Raw genomic sequence first — 14,792 nt, 5'->3', positions numbered from 1 at the left:
CGTCAAGAACGGCGCACCGTCCGGGCCCGCGGCGCGCCGGCCCGGACGGTGGTGTGCGCATGCGGGGGTCCGGAGCGGATCCCCGGGGGGCGTACGGGCGCGGCGCGTGCGCCGCGGGACCGTCAGGTCAGGTCGAACTCGCCGTCACGGGCGCCGAGGACGAAGGCGCGCCACTCCGCGGGCGTGAAGACCAGGGACGGCCCCTCGGGGTTGCGGCCGTCCCGCATCGCGATGTAGCCCTCGACGAAGGCGATCTGGACATCGCCCGTCCCCTGGCTGCTCGACTGCCACTCGGCTTTCGCCAGATCCAGCTGCGGCTTCGTACCACCCGACAACGGCGATCCGATCGTGCTCTCGGCCACGTCCGTGCTCCTCCCGACTGCGTCGTCCGGGCCAGCCTAGCGAGGGTGCCGGGGCCCGGACAGGTCATGGGAGAACCTGCCCGGCCCCGGTACGGGTTCATGCCCGCGTCACCCTCCGGGGTGGCCTGATCCGACGGGTCGCCCGCGCCGGGGAGGGGCTCCGCCGCCCCGCGCGTGGCGTGGAACCCGTCCCTCCACCCCGCGCGCGGATGGGCGTACGCCGCCCGGGCCGCGGGCCCGTCACCACGGAATACGTGCCTCCGCCAGCCGATTTCCGGTTCACCGGGTCAGGTCGCGGCACTGGTGCCTAGGGTGTGCCCATGACGCGTCTCGACCCGCAGCGCACGGCACTTGTCGTGATCGACCTGATGGACCGCATCGTGGGGCTGCCGTTGGCCCCGTACTCCGGGCAGGAGGTCGTCGCCGCGTCCTCGGCGCTGGCCGCCGCGTTCCGCAAGGCGGGGGCACCGGTCTTCCTCGTACGGGTCGAACGCCCCGGCGTCGACGAGCAGCCGCCCGGCAGCGACCTGGTGGCGGGCCTCGCCGAGGACGGCGACACCGTGGTGGTCAAGCGCTCGGTCGGCGCGTTCCACCGCACCGGCCTGGACGAACTGCTGCGCGGGCAGGGCATCGACACCCTGGTGCTGTGCGGCATCGCGACCAACATGGGCGTGGAGTCCACCGCGCGGGCCGCCTCCGACCACGACTACGAACTCCACTTCGCCGAGGACGCGATGGCCGCGCTGACCGCCGAGGAGCACAGCGCCGCCGTCACCCAGGACCTGCCGCGCTTCGGGAAGGTCGCCACCGCCGCGGAGCTCGCCGCCGCGCTGTGGAACTGATCGGCCGCGGCCGGGACGCGGACGTCTTCGCCCTGGACGCCTCCCGGGTGCTGCGCCGCTACCGGGACGGCGGACCGGCGCGCGAGGAGGCGCGCCTCATGGCGTACCTGGCCGAGCAGGGCTGCCCCGTGCCGCGCGTCCACGACGTGAGCGGCGCCGACATGGTCATGGACCGGCTCACCGGCCCCACCATGGCGCAGGACCTCGGGCGCCACCCGTGGCGCGCCTATGCACACGGGCGCACGCTCGGCCGCCTGCAGGCCGCGCTGCACCGCGTCCCGCCCCCCGGCCGGCTGCCGCGGCGCTTCCCCACCGGACGTGCGGGCGAGGACCGCGTCCTCCATCTCGACCTGCACCCCGAGAACGTGGTCCTCACGCCCGGTGGGCCGGTGGTCATCGACTGGCGGAGCGCCGCGGCCGGCGATCCGGCCGCCGACGCGGCGCTGACCGTGGCCGTGCTGCGCGGGGTCGTGCTCGGCGGGATGCAGCGCGCCGGGGTCCGGGTGCTGCTGCGCGGATTCCTCCGGGACTGTGCGGTGGACCCGGCGCCGCGCCTGGCCGAGGCGGTCGCCGCGAGGCTCGGCGACCCCAACCTGCGGCCGGAGGAGGCCGAACGGCTGCGCCGGCTCTCCCGCCGGACGCCGGGCGGCAATTGAGGTGCCGCCCGCGGCCGGCGGCGCCTAGCCTGACTCCATGGCTCCCCGCGTGATCGTGCTCAACGGCGGCTCCAGTTCCGGCAAGTCCGGCATCGCGCGCTGCCTTCAGGCGCTGCTCCTGCCGGACACCTGGCTCACCTTCGGCGTCGACACCCTGATCGAGGGAATGCCGGCGGCGCTGCGCGCCTCGGACTCCGGCCTCGGCATCGCCTTCGGCACGGACGGCGAGGTCACGATCGGACCGGGGTTCCGGGCGCTGGACGAGGCATGGGCGCGGGGCATCGGCGAGATGGCACGGGCGGGGGCCCGGGTGGTCGTGGACGAGGTGTTCCTCGGTGGCGCGTCGTCGCAGGACCGCTGGCGGCGGGCGCTGGACGGACTGGACGTCCTGTGGGTCGGGGTCCGCTGCGCACCGGAGGTGGCCGCGGGGCGCGAGACCGCGCGCGGCGACCGCGTGCCGGGGATGGCCGTCGCGCAGGCCGGCCTGGTGCACCGCGGAGTGATCTACGACCTCGAAGTGGACACGACACACACGGAGTCCATCGACTGCGCGCGCACGATCGCCGGTCGCGTCGTGCCCCTGTGACGAGTGCGGCAAGGGGCGCGACGCGGGGCGCGTCCTGTGGTTTCATGGGCTCATGCGCACGAACATCTGGAACCTGGGGCCGCTGTGGCCGGGCCGTCGTGCGCACCATTTCGACCAGAGCTGTCGCCGGGGCTGACGTCCGCCCCGTCCACACCGACCCCCGCGACACCTTCCCGCCGCGTGCGGGGCGTCGGGCGACCACTGCTCCGGAGCGATTCCCATGGCCCTGCACGACAGGGCGAGCGGTCCCACGCCGCTCGTCCTCCCCCAGTTGCGCGCCCTTGTGGGCGGCTACGCGCAAGCCGTCGAGGACGGCGCGCACCAGCCCGTCCACCTGCTGGACGGCCGCTGGTACACGCGGCTGCACCAGGACCCGTACGTCGACGTCTGGCTGATCACCTGGCCGCGCGACACCTCCACCGAACTCCACGACCATGCGGGGTCGCTCGGCGCGCTCACCGTGGTCAGCGGTGTGCTGACCGAGCACCGCTGGACGTACGACCGCGAGGGCCGTGGCCGGATCACCGGCCGCGAACTGGCGGCGGGACGCGGCGCGGGCTTCCCCCTCGGGCATGTGCACGACGTCGTCAACGCGTCCGCGGCGCCCGCGGTGAGCGTGCACGCCTACTCGCCGCCGCTGACGGCGATGGCCTACTACGCGGTCGACGACACCGGCTCGCTGCGCCGTACCCGTACGGTGCTGACCGACGCGCCGGAACCGGCGGTCGTGCCCGCACCGCTCCCGACCCCGTCCGCAGTCCTCCGGGAGGCCGTCCGATGACCGGGCCCGAAGAAACCCCTGTCCCCTCCGGCATCGACCGGATGCTCGCCCGCGCCCGGGAGCGCCTGCGCAGGATCGGGCCCCGGGAGGCGGCGGCCGAACTCGCCGCCGGCGAGGCGCTGCTCGTCGACATCCGGCCGGCCGCGCAGCGGGCCCGGGAGGGCGAGTTCGCGGAGGCGCTGGTCATCGAGCGCAATGTGCTGGAGTGGCGGCTCGACCCGCTCAGCGACGCACGCATCCCCGAGGCGACCGGGCACGAGGTGCGCTGGATCGTGGCCTGCTCCGAGGGCTACACCTCCAGCCTCGCGGCCGCCTCCCTCCACGACATCGGGCTGCCGCGCGCCACCGACCTCGAAGGCGGCTTCCAGGCCTGGCGGGCCGCGGGCCTGCCGGTCAGGGGCGGCGAGAACCCGCCAGGAACGGACTGACCTCGGCGAGGAAGCGCTCCGGGTCGGTCTCGTGGACCAGGTGCCCTGCACCGGTCGCCACCAGCCGCGCGCCGGGGATGCGCGCGGCGATCCGCCCGATCCCGTCCTGGGAGACATGACTGCCCGGGCCGCCGGCGATCACGAGCGTGCGGCAGGCGATGCCGCCCAGCAGGTCCCACCAGCCGGGATCGGGCGCGTTGATCCACCGGTTGACGGCCGCGACGACCCGCCAGTCGAAGGTCTCCCCGCCCTCCGGGCCGGTGGGCACCGCCCGCGGCGGCACCGCGGGGTCCGGCGGCACGGGTTCCTCCAGGACGAGCGCCGTCAGCCGCTCCGGGTGGGCGGCGGCCAGCAGGTAGGCCACGACGGCGCCCATGGAGTGCCCGGCCAGGGCCACCGGTCCGGGGCCGAGCGAGTCGAGGAGCGCGGCGACGTCGTCACGCATCGCCTCGAAGGCGTACTCCCCGGGCCACTCGCTGCCGCCGTGCCCGCGCAGGTCGGGCGCGTACACCCGGTGGGTCCGTGCCAGCCCGGGCACGACCGGCGCCCAGTCCGCGCCGTCCGACCCGCGCCCGTGCAGCAGGACCAGGGGCGGGGCCCCGGGCTCGCCCCAGGTGCGGTAGGCCAGCCGGACGCCGTTCACGTGTGCCGTACGGAGATCGTCCACGCGCCCGACGCTACCCCGGGCCCGCGGGCGTCATTCGTACGGGACCACGGCCACCGGGCAGGGCGCGTGGTGCAGCGCGGCGTGCGCGGTCGGCCCGAGGCAGGCAGGCTGGTGGCTGCGGCGGCCGACGACCAGCAGGCTCGCGCCCGCGGCGGCGTCGACGAGGGCCTGCGCGGCGTTGCCCGCGACGACCTCCTCCGTGATCTCCACGCCCGGCGCCTTCTCCCGCCAGGGCTCCATCGCGGCCGCCACGGCGTGCTTCTCACCCGCCGCGATCTCCGCGCCGCAGGCCGGGTCCATCGCCGCGGGGGCGTACCGGTAGATCGGCGGGTACGACCAGGTGTGGACCGCCCGCAGCGGCGTGCCCCCGCGCTGCGCGGCCTCCACGGCGAAGGCCGTCACGTCGGCGGCGCCCTGCCGCAGGGCCAGTCCCAGCACCACCGGCCGGGGGTCCAGCACCTCGGGGGCACCGCCGTCGCGGACCACGACGACGGGGCGGGTCGCCCGCGCCAGGGTGGCCTGGCCGACCGTCCCCACCACGTAGCCGGACAGCCCGCTCAGCCCCTGCGAACCCAGCGCCAGCAGCTCGCTCCGCCCGGCCTCCGCCACCAGCAGCTCCGCGGGCGGTGCGTCCGCCACGTCCGTGGTCACCGTCAGCCCGGGGTGGGTGGCCGCCAGCTCCTCCGCGGCCTCGCGCAGCATCCCGTCCCCGTACGGATGGCCGCCCGCATGCACCACCCGCAGCGGCACGTTCCGGCGCACCGCCTCGCACGCCGCCCAGCGCACCGCCGCACGGCTCTCCGGCGACCTGTCCAGGCCCACGGTCACGGGTCGGATCATCGGACGCGCCTCCCTCCACCCACCCCCACAGTAGGCGCCCCCGCCCCGCGAGGCGCTCCGGCGACCGCCCGGTCAGGTCGCCGGGGCTCGCGGCGCGGCGGGGGGAACCGATGGCGCCGACGACGCCCCCCGCGGCTGCCGTCGAGGCCCGGACCGCGTCCCGGCCAGGACGCGGCTCCGGGCCCCTCCGTGCGTACGGCGGCCCGGGGCCTTGCTCCGTGGGGACCCGCTCGCCGGAGCGTGCGCACCGCCACAGCACTGCGGGCGTCGCCGCGCCGGGTGCCCCTGCCGACCGCGCGGCGCGCCGGACTCGGACAGGCGCAAGGAGGCAGCTTTCTGACGAACAGTCAGCCAGTTCGGTCGGTCGCCCCGCCACGCGACCGCGCTCGGCAGTGCACTGCAGGGCGTCTTCCTCCACCTCGCCCGTGGTGCTCGACGCCGGCCTACGAGGAGTGGGGTGCGGCCCCTGAGGCTGCCCGCGCGGGGGCGCCCGAGCCGCTCCCGGCACGGCTCCTCGTCGACGCGGCCGGCCTGCGCCAAGGACGTTCACGCGCCGGCGCCGGACGGATGCAGGGGCACCAATGACGCGCCCCGCGGCCGCGACCGAGGGCCGTGCGAGGCGGGCCGGGACCGCCCCGGGCGGGGGGACTCGCTCCCCGCCGCACCGCGGGCGTCGACGCCCACACGCCCCCGCCCGACCACGCAGCACACCGGCCCCGGACAGGCACAAAGAGGCGGTCTTCTGACGGGCAGTCAGCCGACCCGGCCGGCCGCGGCCTCGGCCGCCGCTCGTGCGGGGCGGTCGAGCCGCTCGCGGCACTGCTGCTCGTCGGCGCGGCTGGCCTGCGTGTCGGGGTGGGCGGAGCCCAGGACGCGTTCGCGTGCCGCCGCGACCTCGCCGTGCAGGGCCAGGGCCTCCTCCCACCGCCCGAGCCAGCCGAGTGCGACGGCGGCCTCGCGGCGGCTGACGAGGGTGTCCCGGTGGTCGGCGCCCAGCACCCGCGCACGGGCTTCCGCGACCGCGCGGGCCTCGGTCAGCGCGTCCTGCCAGCGCCCGAGGCGGCCCAGGTTGAGGCCGAGGCCGTGCCGGGCGCGCAGGGTCTCGGGGTGGTCCGGGCCGCCGACCCGGGCGCGGATCCCCGCCAGGTCGGTGTAGAGCGCGCACGCCTCGGCGTACATGCCCATCCGGCCGAGGCAGGCGCCCAGTTCGTGCCGCGCGGCCAGGGTCTCGGGGTGCTCCGGGCCGAGCGCGCGGGCACGCGTGGCGGCGATGCGGTCGTACTCCAGGCGGGCCTCCGACCAGCGGCCCAGCAGGTCGAGAAGGTGCGCGGTCTCGCCGCACGTGGTGAGCGTGTCGGGGTGGTCCGGGCCCAGTACGCGGGCGCGGGAGGCGGCGACCTCGGCCGCCAGAGTGTGGGCGTCGGCGGTGCGGCCCAGGCGGCCCAGCGTGACGGCGAGGTTGTGCCGGCAGTGCAGCGTGTCGGGGTGGTCGGCGCCCTGCCGCCGTTCGCGGGCGGCCAGCACGGTGGTGTACGCGGCGTGCGCCTCGGTGTGGCGGCCGAGCCGGCCGAGGGTGTACGCCGCCTCCTGGAGCGCGGCCAGCGTGTCGGGGTGGTCCGGGCCGAGGCTGCCGGCGCGCGCGGCGGCGACGTCCTCGTAGGTGCGCAGCGCCTCGGCGGCGCTCGCCGGCGGCCGGTCCGCCGCCGCCCGCGGGACGCGCGGGCCCGGCCGCAACCCGACCTGCCGCGCCCACGGGGGAAGTTCCGCCCGGGCCTCCGTGACGGCGACGGGCACAGGAGCGGGAGCGTCCCGCAGCGGCGCCAGGCGCCCCGCCACGTCCGCCGCGCTCTGCGGCCGGTTCCCGGGCTCCTTGGCGAGCAGGTCGAGGATGAGCCGGTCCAGCCCGGCGGGGAGGTCGCGGCGGTGCTCGCGCGGCGGCACGGGCGCCGTGTCGCGGTGGCCGACCAGTACGGCCCAGGCGTCGTCGAGGTCGAACGGCGGTGCGCCGGTGGCCAGTTCGTAGAGCACGCAGCCGAGCGAGTACAGGTCGCTGCGGTGGTCGATTGACTCGTCGGCGCCGATCTGCTCCGGCGACATGTAGTGCGGGGTGCCCATGGCGACGCCGGTCCCGGTCAGCCGGGAGGTGAACCCGATGTCGTGGCCCAGCCGCGCGATGCCGAAGTCGCAGATCTTGACGGCGCCGTCGGTGAGCCGGACGACGTTCGCCGGCTTCAGGTCGCGGTGCACGATGCCCCGGGCGTGCGTGTACGCGAGGGCGTCGGCGATCTGCAGGGCGATGTCGGTGATGTCCGGCAGGGGCAGCGGCTCGCCGCCGTTGTCCTCGAGCAGCCGGCGCAGATCCCGCCCCTCCAGCAGCTCCATGACGAGGAAGAGCACGCCCTCGTACTCGCCGAAGTCGTGCACGACGGTGATCCCGCGGTGCGGCAGCGCCGCGGCGACCCGGGCCTCGCGGCGGAACCGCTCCTGCAGCACCCGGCCCATCGACGGGTCCATCGCCGGGCTGAGCTGCTTCAGGCACTTGACGGCGACCTCCCGCCCCAGCGCCTCGTCCTCCGCCCGCCAGACCTCGCCCATGCCGCCGCGGCCGATGCGTTCCAGCAGCCGGTACCGTCCCTGCAGCACGGTGTCGCCTTCGTGTACCGCCTTCATGCCGCGCGCCGCCCCCGTCGTTCCCCGACTCTCCCCTCCCCCAGTATGGCCGTGAGGGCAGCCGATGGGCATATCGCCGCAGGGCGTATCGCCGTGGGGCCGGTCAGCTCCCGGAGCGTGCCCGCTCGCGCAGCCGGTACGCCGAGGGATGCGTCCCGGGGCCCAGCCGGCCGACCGCCTTGAGGATGTGGCCGGGCGGCAACTGCCAGCGCAGGTACGACGGGACCGCCCGCAGTACGCGTCCCGTGGCGCGCAGGCGCCGCAGCGTCACCGGCACCGACGGCGCGGGCCGCCCGTACAGTTCGTGGGCGAAGGGCGGCAGCGCGGCGTACGCCAGGGCGGCCGCCTGCCCCCACAGGGCCTCGCGCACGGGCAGCAGCGCCGCCGGCACGGGGGGCCTGCGCAGGAAGGCGTGGACTTCCAGGGCCTCGGGCGTGAGGGCCAGTCGGGGCCGGATCTTCTCGAAGTACGCGGACAGCTCGGCGGTGTCGGCCGGCACGCCCGCCGGGTCCAGGCCCACCAGGCGCGCCGCCTGGCGCTGTTCGTCGACGTAGGCGTCGGCCTGCGCGTCGCTCAGCCGGTAGCCGGAGCCACGGGCGACGGACAGATAGGAGTCGATCTCGGCGCAGTGCACCCACAGCAGCAGTTCCGGGTCGTCGACCCCGAACCGGGCGCCGCTGTCCGGGTCCCGCCCGCTGAGCCTGCGGTGGATGCCGCGCACGCGCGCGCCGGCCCGCTCGGCCTCCAGGGTCGTCCCGTAGGTGATGGTGCCGACGAAGTCCGCGGTCCTCAGCAGCCGGCCCCAGGCGTCCTTCCGGAAGTCGGAGTTCTGCGTGACGCCCCGCACGGCCCGGGGGTGGAGTGCCTGCAGATACAGTGCCCTGACTCCGGCGACCCACATCATGGGGTCCCCGTGCATCTGCCAGGTGACCGATGCGGGCCCGAAGAGCCCGGGGTCCGTGTCGCGCATGGCGCTCTCCCCCTTCCGGATGGGGCCAGCATAGGACCGCGCGGTCCGTTCGGCGCGGTCCCGCACCGGGCCGCCGCCGCGCCGCCGCGCCGCTCTCCCGGTTGCGGGTCCCCCGGGAGCCGGGAGAATGGTGCGAGGTATGTCCTTATATGTCACCATAAGCGACTCTCCGTGACGATCCGCCTGCCGGGCCGCGACGCGGGCTCCCCGCCGCCGTCGGTCACGGTCCCCGGGGCGGCGGCGCCAGAAGGAAAGAGACCTCCCCATGCCCACCACCGTGATCCAGCACGTCCTGAACCGGCTGCACGACATCGGCGTGCGTCATGTCTTCGGCGTCCCCGGCGACTACGCGTTCCCCGTCAACGACGCCATCGCCCAGCATCCGGGCATCGAGTGGATCGGCAGCTGCAACGAGCTCAACGCCGCCTACAGCGCCGACGGGTACGCCCGGATCCACGGCATCGGCGCGGTCTGCACCACCTACGGCGTCGGCGAGCTCAGCGCCATCAACGGCATCGCCGGCGCCTACACCGAGCACCTCCCGCTCTTCCACCTGGTCGGGATGCCCAAGATGCCCGTCCAGGCGCACCACTCGCTCGTCCACCACACCCTGGGCAACGGCGAGTTCGACCTCTTCCGGAAGATGTCCGAGCCCGTGGTGTGCGCGAGCGCCATCATGACGCCGCAGAACGCCGCGGCCGAGACCGAGCGCCTGATCGCGGCGGCGCTCCACCACCGGCGTCCGGTCTACATGGCCTTCCCCGCCGACCTCGCGGAGATGCCCGTGGTCGGCGAGGCGCACCCCATCCCCGCGTCCGCCAGCGACCCGGCGCAACTGGAGGCGGCCGTCCGGGCTGTGTCCGACATGCTCGGCCAGGCGGACAGCGCCTGCGCCCTGCCGGGCATCCTCACCGAACGCTCCGGCCTCGGCGCGGATCTCCAGGGGTTCCTGGACGCCACCGGACTGCCCTTCGCCACGATGATGGCCGACAAGGGCGTCCTGGACGAGGACCAGAGCGCGTACGCCGGCATGTACGACGGCAAGCTCATGAACGAGAGCGTCCGCCGCTTCGTCGAGGACGCGGACGTCGTCGTGCTGATCGGCGCGCTGATGCACGACTTCAACTCCGGGGCGTTCACCGCCCACCTCGACCCCGGCCGCACCATCAGCATCTGCCACCACCACGTCAGTGTCGACGGCATGACCTACCAGAGTGTGGAGATGAAGGACCTCCTCGGCGCTCTGGCCCGCGCGCTGCCCCGCAGGCAGTGGCCGCGCCCGACGTCCGAGGTGAGCCGTATGACCCCGGCGGGCGGCAAGGCCGGCGACGCGATCACCGCGGAGAACCTGTATCCCCGTTGGGAGAGCTTCCTCAGGCCCGACGACATCCTCGTCGCGGAGACCGGGACCGTCTCGATGGGCCTGGCCTTCGCCCGGCTGCCCCGCGGCGCCACGTTCCAGAACCAGACCCTGTGGGGCTCCATCGGCTGGGCCACCCCCGCGGCGGTCGGCGCGGCCGTCGCCGCCGCGGGCTCCCGGCGTGTCGTGCTGATCACCGGCGAGGGCTCCCACCAGCTCACCGCGCAGGAGATCAGCCAGTTCGGCCGGTACGGCCTGCGGCCGGTGGTGTTCGTCCTGAACAACCACGGCTACCTGATCGAGCGCATGCTCTGCAAGCACCCGGACGTCGCCTACAACGACCTGGCCAACTGGCGGTACTCCGAACTGCCGAAGGCCCTCGGCTGCGACGACTGGTTCACCGCCCGGGTGTCCACCCTCGCCGAACTCGACCAGGCCATGGACGCCGCGGACAAGGCCGGCACCGGCTGCTGCATCGAGGTCATGACCGACACCTACGCCGCACCGCCGCTGGCCCACCAGCTCCACGACAACCTGGAGACGCTCTACTCCACATGAACCGCACCGCGCGCACTGCTCAGCGCAGGAGGGTGAACCGCACCGGCAGGCCCGGTGCGGCCTGGGCCGCCGGCGCCAGGTGGCGTTCGGGGACGACGCCGATGACGGGATAGCCGCCGGTGGTCGGGGAGTCGGCGAGGAACAGGACGGGCCTGCCGTCCGGGGGCACCTGGACCGCGCCGACGACCATGCCCTCACTCGGCAGTTCTCGTGCCACGGCCCGCTCCAGGGCGGGGCCGACGGTCCGCAGCGCGATGCGGTTGCTGTGCGGGGAGACGGTCCAGTGCCCCGCGGTGAGGGTGCGCAGCGCGGCGCGGTTGAACCAGTCGTCGCGCGGGCCGAGGAGGACCGGCAGCACCAGTTCGCCCGGCGGCCCCTGCCAGGGCGGCAGATCGGTGTGGACGGGCGGACCCGCGGGAGCGCCGAGCGGCAGCACGTCGCCGTCCGCGAGCGGCGCGGGGCCGAGTCCCGACAGCAGGTCCGCGGAGCGGCTGCCCAGCACCTCCGGCACGGCGACGCCCCCGGAGACGGCGATATAGCTGCGCACGCCGCTCGTGGCGGGGCCGATGTCGAGGACGGCACCGGCCGGGACGTGCACGGGCTCGGCCCACGCCGCCGGGCGGCCGTCCACCCGGACGGCCGCGGGGGCACCGGTGACCACGGCCGTCAGGGCGCGGCCGGCCCGGACGGCGACCCCGGTCAGCGTGGTCTCCAAAGTGGCCGCTCCGGCGGGGTTGCCGGCCAGGCGGTTGGCCAGCCGGTGCGCGGGCCCGTCCAGGGCCCCGGAACGGGCCACGCCGAGCGCGGCGTGCCCGTACCGGCCCAGGTCCTGCACGGTGGTGAGGGCCCCGGCGCGGACGACGACGAGGGTGCCGTGGCTCACGCGTCCGTCTCCCCCTCCGCGTCCCCGACCCGGGTGAAGCGCACGCGCGTCCCCGGTACGAGCAGGGCCGCGGGCTCCCGGCCGAGGTCCCACAGCCGCGCATCGGTCGTGCCGATCACCTGCCAGCCGCCGGGCGACGCCCGCGGGTAGATGCCGGTGTAGTGCCCGGCGAGCGCGACGGAGCCGGCGGGGACCGAGGTGCGGGGCTCGGCCCGCCGGGGGACGGCGTACCGCTCGTCCATGCCCGTCATGTAGGCGAAGCCGGGTGCGAACCCGCAGAAGGCGACGCGGTGTTCGGTGCCGGAGTGCAGGCGTACGACCTCGTCCCGCGACACGCCCCAGGTCTCGGCGACGACCCCGAGGTCCGCGCCGTCGTACCGGACGGGGATGTCCACCAGGGGCCCGCTGTCCGGCGGCAGCGACGGCACCGGCCAGTCGCGCAGCACGGCGCGCACGGCGGGGAGATCGGGGACGCCGTCCAGCAGTACGGTGCGGTCCCCCGGCACGATCTCGCGCACCGCCGGGAGGGCGCCCCGGTCGCGGCGGCGCAGGAGTTCGGCGTGGCAGGCCTGGGCCTGCTCGGAGGAGTCGAGGTCGAGCAGGAGCGCGTCCTCGCCGACCGGCAGCAGCCTCATGCGAAGGCCTCCAGTTCCAGGCCGGCCTCGCCGAGGGCGGCGCGGACCCGGCGGGCGAGTCCCACGGCGCCGGGGGTGTCCCCGTGCAGGCACAGGGACCGGGCGCGGACGGTGACGGTCTCGCCGGTGATCGCCGTGACCTGGCCGTCGCGGGCGAGGGCGACGGCCTGCCGGACGACCCGGTCGGGATCGGTGAGGACCGCGCCCGGTGTGCGGCGCGGCACGAGGGTGCCCTCCGCGGTGTAGGCGCGGTCCGCGAAGGCCTCCGCGACGGTGGGGAGCCCGAGTTCGGCCGCCGCCTGGTGCAGCGCGGAGCCCGGCAGGCACAGCACGGGGAGCGCGGGGCCGGCGAGCCGGGTGCCCCGGGCGACCGCGAGGGCCTGCCCGGCGTCGGCGACCACGCGGTTGTAGAGGGCGCCGTGCGGCTTGACGTACGCGACGCCCGTGCCCGCGGCGCGGGCGAACACCTCCAGCGCGCCGATCTGGTAGCTGATCTCGTCGGCCAGTTCCTCCGGGGGCACCTCCATCGCCCGGCGCCCGAATCCGGCCAGGTCCCGGTAGGAGACCTGGGCGCCGATCCGGATGCCGGCGGCCGCGGCGCGGTCGCACACCCGCCGCATGATGGAGGGGTCGCCCGCGTGGAAACCGCACGCGACGTTGGCGCTGGTCACCACGGAGAGCATGGCCTCGTCGTCGGTCAGGGACCAGCGTCCGAAGCCTTCTCCGAGGTCCGCGTTGAGGTCGATCACGGTGTGGGTCATGGGTGGTGCGGCTCTCCTCGCTTCTCCTCGCAACCTTGCGGGTGCCGTCTCACGCGACCTGCTGGTCGACGTCCCGGATGTCGGTGATGAACATGTACCCCGGCGCGTGCGTGATGGCGAACGGCGGGCGCGAGGCCATCAGTGCGGCCTGCGGCGTCACCCCGCAGGCCCAGAAGACGGGCACGTCGCCGGGCTCGGCCTGCACGGGGTCGCCGTAGTCGGGGCGGTTCAGGTCCGCTATGCCCAGGGCGGCCGGGTTCCCGATGTGGACGGGGCCGCCGTGGACGCCGGGCATCCGCGCGGTGACCCGGACCGCGGTGCCGACGAGCCCCGCCGGGACCGGCCGCATCGACACCACGACAGGCCCCCACAGCCGGCCGGCGGGGCGGCAGTAGCGGTTGGTGCGGTACATCGCGACGTTGCGGCCCTGGTCGACGTGGCGCAGCGGCACCCCGGCACCGCGCAGCGCGGTCTCGAAGGTGAAGCTGCAGCCGATGAGGAAGGAGACCATGTCGTCGCGCCAGTGGCGGACGACGTCCTGGGGCTCCTCGACCAGCACCCCGTTCTCCCAGACCCGGTAGCGCGGGAGGTCGGTGCGCAGGTCGGCGCCGGGGGCGAGCGCGGTGCTCCGGGCGCCGGGCTCGGTGATGTCCAGCAGCGGGCACGGCTTGGGGTTGCGCCGGCAGAACAGGGCCACGTCCTGGGCCCAGTCGGCGGGCACGGCGATCAGGTTGACCTGCGTGTAGGCGGAGCACCAGCCGGTGGTGGGCCGGGCGGTGCCGTCCCGGAACATCGTCCGGGCCGCCGACGGGGTCAGAAGGGATTCCTTCACAGTTGCCACCCTAGATTCTCGTTGAACAATCCGACAAGGAACCTGTTGTCTCGTCCCCGGGTTTTCGATTGACTGGGGCTCTGCGAGCCCGTGAGACGAGGGATGTGACATGGCAGCCGAGCTCGATCCGGCCGTTCTGGCCGGCGACCGTGCCCTGCTGGGGCGTTCCAGCACCGCCGACCGGGTCGCGGACATCCTGCGCACCCGGATCTCCGAGGGCTTCCTGTCCCCCGGGACCAAGCTCTCCGAGGACGCCATCGGCACGGCCCTCGGTGTCTCGCGCAACACGCTGCGCGAGGCGTTCCGGTTGCTGACGCACGAGAAGCTGCTCGTCCACGAGCTCAACCGGGGCGTCTTCGTACGGGTCCTGACCGTGCAGGACGTGGTGGACATCTACCGCGTGCGCCGCCTCGTGGAGTGCTCGGTGGTCCGCCATCTCGGCGCCCCGCCGTACGACCTGACGCCCGCGGAGGCCGCCGTCGAGGAGGGCGAGCGCGCCGCCGGGGAGGACGACTGGCGAGCACTCGGCACAGCCAACATCCACTTCCACCACGCGGTGGTGGACCTGGCGCACAGCCGGCGGCTGACCGAGCTGATGACCGGCGTCCTCGCCGAACTCCGCCTGGTCTTCCACGCGATGGACAATCCGCGCGAGTTCCACGAGCCCTACCTCGGCCGCAACCGCGAGCTGCTCACCGCCCTGCGGGCCGCCGATCTGGTCAAGGCCGAGCTGCTGCTCGCGTCGTACCTGGACGATGCGGAGCGGCAACTCGTACGGCGCTACTCGGAGTCCGTCGCCCTGACGTGAGCGCGGCGCACGAAGCGGCGGGCACGGTCGTCGTTCACGATCGGGGGGCGGCGCGGGGTTGCTGTCATGGCGACCTCACAGGGGCAGGCGGTGCTGCGGACCGGGCGTGCCCACCAATGTAAGGATTGTTCAACGATCCCTCAAGAGGGCAGA

Annotated in this window: 16 protein-coding genes; 7 read left to right on the top strand and 9 right to left on the bottom strand. The window is 75.1% G+C overall.

All coding sequences use genetic code 11. The features are described from left to right. Positions 1-122 precede the first annotated feature (122 nt). On the bottom strand, positions 123-362 hold the full coding sequence (locus tag ACIP9H_RS22005) for a DUF397 domain-containing protein (RefSeq protein WP_401593744.1): 240 nt from the start codon (positions 360-362) through the stop codon (positions 123-125). Positions 363-682: 320 nt separating this feature from the next. On the opposite strand from ACIP9H_RS22005, the gene ACIP9H_RS22000 reads away from it, so the two are divergent. The 5 genes from ACIP9H_RS22000 (at position 683) to ACIP9H_RS21980 (ending at position 3,655) form a co-directional block, all read left to right on the top strand. After that, entirely contained in the window at positions 683-1,204 is a 522-nt protein-coding gene (locus ACIP9H_RS22000; protein ID WP_401593747.1) for an isochorismatase family protein, read from the top strand. Next, entirely contained in the window at positions 1,195-1,860 is a 666-nt protein-coding gene (locus ACIP9H_RS21995) for a phosphotransferase (protein WP_401593750.1), read from the top strand. Before ACIP9H_RS22000 ends, ACIP9H_RS21995 begins: the two co-directional genes overlap by 10 nt. 37 nt (positions 1,861-1,897) lie before the next feature. Then, complete coding sequence (cpt, locus tag ACIP9H_RS21990; protein ID WP_401593752.1) at positions 1,898-2,446, top strand: chloramphenicol phosphotransferase CPT; 549 nt, start codon at positions 1,898-1,900, stop codon at positions 2,444-2,446. 220 nt (positions 2,447-2,666) lie between these two features. Then, entirely contained in the window at positions 2,667-3,227 is a 561-nt protein-coding gene (locus tag ACIP9H_RS21985; RefSeq protein WP_401960271.1) for a cysteine dioxygenase, read from the top strand. Beyond that, entirely contained in the window at positions 3,224-3,655 is a 432-nt protein-coding gene (locus tag ACIP9H_RS21980; protein WP_401593757.1) for a rhodanese-like domain-containing protein, read from the top strand. Before ACIP9H_RS21985 ends, ACIP9H_RS21980 begins: the two co-directional genes overlap by 4 nt. Here the strand turns inward: ACIP9H_RS21980 and ACIP9H_RS21975 are convergent. From ACIP9H_RS21975 to ACIP9H_RS21960, 4 genes are all read right to left on the bottom strand, one after another. Then, positions 3,621-4,322, bottom strand: coding sequence for an alpha/beta fold hydrolase (locus ACIP9H_RS21975; RefSeq protein WP_401593760.1), 702 nt, complete (start codon positions 4,320-4,322; stop codon positions 3,621-3,623). The genes ACIP9H_RS21980 and ACIP9H_RS21975 overlap by 35 nt on opposite strands. A gap of 30 nt (positions 4,323-4,352) precedes the next feature. Further along, a complete protein-coding gene (locus ACIP9H_RS21970) occupies positions 4,353-5,162 on the bottom strand; it encodes a universal stress protein (RefSeq protein WP_401593763.1) in 810 nt (269 codons plus the stop codon). A gap of 753 nt (positions 5,163-5,915) precedes the next feature. Continuing rightward, positions 5,916-7,832 (bottom strand): tetratricopeptide repeat protein, encoded by a 1,917-nt coding sequence (locus ACIP9H_RS21965; RefSeq protein ID WP_401960266.1) that lies wholly within the window; start codon positions 7,830-7,832, stop codon positions 5,916-5,918. A 103-nt stretch (positions 7,833-7,935) separates the two neighbouring features. After that, positions 7,936-8,802 carry an oxygenase MpaB family protein gene (locus ACIP9H_RS21960; protein WP_401593768.1) on the bottom strand — a complete coding sequence of 289 codons (867 nt, stop codon included), beginning with the start codon at positions 8,800-8,802 and terminating at the stop codon, positions 7,936-7,938. 265 nt (positions 8,803-9,067) lie between these two features. Here ACIP9H_RS21960 and ACIP9H_RS21955 point away from each other — a divergent pair, with 265 nt between their 5' ends. Further along, positions 9,068-10,720, top strand: a complete 1,653-nt coding sequence (locus tag ACIP9H_RS21955; protein ID WP_401593771.1) for an alpha-keto acid decarboxylase family protein — start codon at positions 9,068-9,070, stop codon at positions 10,718-10,720. 19 nt (positions 10,721-10,739) lie between these two features. On the opposite strand, the gene ACIP9H_RS21950 is transcribed toward ACIP9H_RS21955, so the two are convergent. Genes ACIP9H_RS21950 through ACIP9H_RS21935 form a run of 4 tightly spaced genes read right to left on the bottom strand, consistent with a single transcriptional unit; the run spans position 10,740 to position 13,831 of the window. Beyond that, on the bottom strand, positions 10,740-11,603 hold the full coding sequence (locus tag ACIP9H_RS21950; RefSeq protein WP_401593773.1) for a biotin-dependent carboxyltransferase family protein: 864 nt from the start codon (positions 11,601-11,603) through the stop codon (positions 10,740-10,742). Next, positions 11,600-12,238 (bottom strand): allophanate hydrolase subunit 1, encoded by a 639-nt coding sequence (locus ACIP9H_RS21945; RefSeq protein WP_401593775.1) that lies wholly within the window; start codon positions 12,236-12,238, stop codon positions 11,600-11,602. The genes ACIP9H_RS21950 and ACIP9H_RS21945 overlap by 4 nt, the downstream gene beginning before the upstream one ends. Then, on the bottom strand, positions 12,235-12,999 hold the full coding sequence (locus ACIP9H_RS21940; protein WP_401593778.1) for a LamB/YcsF family protein: 765 nt from the start codon (positions 12,997-12,999) through the stop codon (positions 12,235-12,237). The genes ACIP9H_RS21945 and ACIP9H_RS21940 overlap by 4 nt, the downstream gene beginning before the upstream one ends. Before the next feature lie 49 nt (positions 13,000-13,048). After that, entirely contained in the window at positions 13,049-13,831 is a 783-nt protein-coding gene (locus ACIP9H_RS21935) for a putative hydro-lyase (RefSeq protein ID WP_401593780.1), read from the bottom strand. 109 nt (positions 13,832-13,940) lie between these two features. On the opposite strand from ACIP9H_RS21935, the gene ACIP9H_RS21930 reads away from it, so the two are divergent. Beyond that, positions 13,941-14,639 carry a GntR family transcriptional regulator gene (locus ACIP9H_RS21930; protein ID WP_401593783.1) on the top strand — a complete coding sequence of 233 codons (699 nt, stop codon included), beginning with the start codon at positions 13,941-13,943 and terminating at the stop codon, positions 14,637-14,639. Positions 14,640-14,792 lie beyond the last annotated feature (153 nt).

Origin of the sequence: Streptomyces sp. NPDC088732 (assembly GCF_044751205.1) — a bacterium.
GTDB lineage: Bacteria > Actinomycetota > Actinomycetes > Streptomycetales > Streptomycetaceae > Actinacidiphila.
Note: the sequence above shows the minus strand (reverse complement) of the source record. Positions and strands in the feature narration are given on the sequence as shown.